Source organism: Streptomyces sp. NPDC017940 (genome assembly GCF_044328435.1).
Classification (GTDB): Bacteria; Actinomycetota; Actinomycetes; order Streptomycetales; family Streptomycetaceae; genus Streptomyces.
Window position 1 is genome coordinate 1 of the sequence record NZ_JBIRHJ010000027.1, and the last position, 2,294, is coordinate 2,294.

At 66.7% G+C, this 2,294-nt stretch carries 1 protein-coding gene; it reads right to left on the reverse strand.

Annotated elements, in window-relative coordinates; genetic code table 11:
* The coding region (locus tag ACH4DX_RS35695; protein WP_398158153.1) for an RHS repeat-associated core domain-containing protein at positions 1–2,294 on the reverse strand (2,294 nt) is incomplete at both ends.

A 2,294-nucleotide genomic window follows, 5' to 3' on the forward strand; every position in this document is an offset into this window, starting at 1 on the left:
TAGGGGTTCTTCTCCTGGCCGGAGGGGTCGGGCTGAGTGAAGCGGGTCATGTGCGGGTCGTAGTAGCGGGCCTTGAAGTGGTAGAGGCCGGTGGGGTCCTGGTAGCCGCCCGCGAAGCGGTAGGGCTGGGAGACCTTCTCCGACGTTGCCGCGCGTTCCACGCCGCGGGGGCTGTAGCTGTAGGTGTTGACCTTGGTGCCCGCTTCGTCGGTGAGCGCGATGACAGAGCCGAGCGCGTCGGTGAGGTAGTAGTACGACTTGCCCCCGGTCGTCATGGAGTTCAGCGTGCCCCCGGGCTCCCGGTTGAATCCCATGTCCACACCGGCAGTGCTCTTGGCCGCCAGGCCCAGGGGACCGTTGTGGAAGAACGTGCCCCCGAGCCGGATGCGCTCGCTCTGGTCGGTGGAGCCGTACTGGCCGTCGTAAGTCTTGCCGCCGACGGTGAGGGAGGTCATCTGGCTGAAGTCGGACCACTGCTCGCCGGTGCGGGTGCCCTCGAGGCTTGAGGCTCCAGCGGTCTCGTTCCCGGCCGCGTCGTAAGACCAGTTGGAGCTGTTGCCGTTCTTTGCGGTGATCTGCTGGGCGTCGTTGACGGTGAACGTGGAGTCGCTGGGGCAGCCCTTGCCGGTGCCCTGCGAAGTGAGGTTCCCGGCCTGGTCGAAGCAGTACTGCCAGGAGTAGGTGGGCGTGGTGCCCTTCTCCTCCTTGGCGTAGGAGAAGCGGCCGGCACTGTCGTAGGTGTAGCTGATCTTCAGGTCGGTGACCGCGTCCGTGCGGGTGCGGATCTTCGTGCCGTCCTTGCCCGCGTCGGCGTAGGAGTAGGACAGGTCGACCAGAGTGCCCTTGGGCGAGGTGGCTTTGATCTTCTCGGGGCGGCTGGACTTGTCCGGGGTGACCGTCTGCTCTGTGCCACCGGGGTAGGTGGTCTTGGTGCGGGTGTCGTTCTTGTTGTACTCGTACGTGGTGGTCTTGCCCGCCGGGTCCTTCAGTTTGGTGAGCTTGTTGACCTTGTTCCAGGTGTAGTCGGTGACCCCGGCCGGGTCCTCGTAGGTGTCCACGTTGCCCGCGGGCGTGTACGTCAGCCTGGTCTGCGGGCCGTTCTGGAGCGTGCGGACCGTCTCGCGGGACAGCGGGTCGAAGGCGTACTTGATCACGCCGGTGCCGTCGGAGCGCTGGGTGAGGTTGCCGTCGCCGTCGTAGGAGTACGTCACCGTGGCCTTCGACGACGAGGACACCTTGACGATGCGGTCCCGCTCGTCGTGCTCGTACACCGTCTTGATGCCGCGCCCGTCCGTGACCGTCTCCGCGCGGCCCAGCGCGTCGTAGGTGTACGTGGTGGGCTTGAGCGGGGCTGGCGGGGTCGCCTTGGTGAGGTTGCCCTTGTCGTCGTAACGGAAGGACGTGGACACCGACTTGGTGTCACTCATCGTGGTCGTCGCCTTGCAGCGCTGGCCCTCGAAGCCGCCGCAGTCGGGGGTGGCGCCGTTGTAGTCGTAGGTCCGCTTACCGCCGCCCGTGCCGGTGACCGCGACGGACTTGGTGTTGCCCGCCGTGTCGTAGGTGAAGTCGGTCTTCTCCTCGTCCGCGCTGGTGAAGGACTTCGGCAGGTCCGTGCCCGCGATCGTCTGGTAGCCGGTGAGGGACGCCGTGGCGCCGGTGGGCAGCTTCGCGGAGGTCGGGTTGTTGCGGCCGTCCCAGCCGTAGGCGGTCACGTTGCCGCCGCTGCCGCCGGTGCCCATCGCGTCCGTCGCCGTCTCGACGTTGTGGTTCGCGTCGAACGTGCGGGAGCGCGAGTGGTCCAGGGCGTCGGTGACCTTGGTGACCCCGCCGTCCTTGTTGTGCTCGTACTTTGTGGCGTGCTGCTCGGGATCAGTGACCGTCGTTGTCCCGGCCGCGGAGGAGTCCTTGGCAGAATAGGCGTAGGTGTAGGTAGGGCCCGTGTGGCCGTCACCGCCCGTCTCGGTGGCGCGCAGCATGGAGGTGACGCGGTTCTCGGCGTCGTAGGTGAAGGCGGTGATCCGGCCCTCCGGGGTGGTGATCTTGATCAGGCGGCCGGTGGAGTCGTAGCCGAAGTGGGTCGCCTTGCCCTCGGTGTCCGTCGTCTTCGCCAGATCACCGTCCTCGTTGAGGTCGAAGACGGCTGTGCGGCCGGTGTGGTCCTTGGCCTGCCACTGGTTGCCGTACGTCTTGACCAGGTCGATCCAGCGCCCGGAGCGGGTCTCGGTCAGCTTGAAGCCCTTGTGCTCCTCGCCCTTGTCGTGCTGGTCGACGGTGATGGTGCCCTTGTTCTTGTC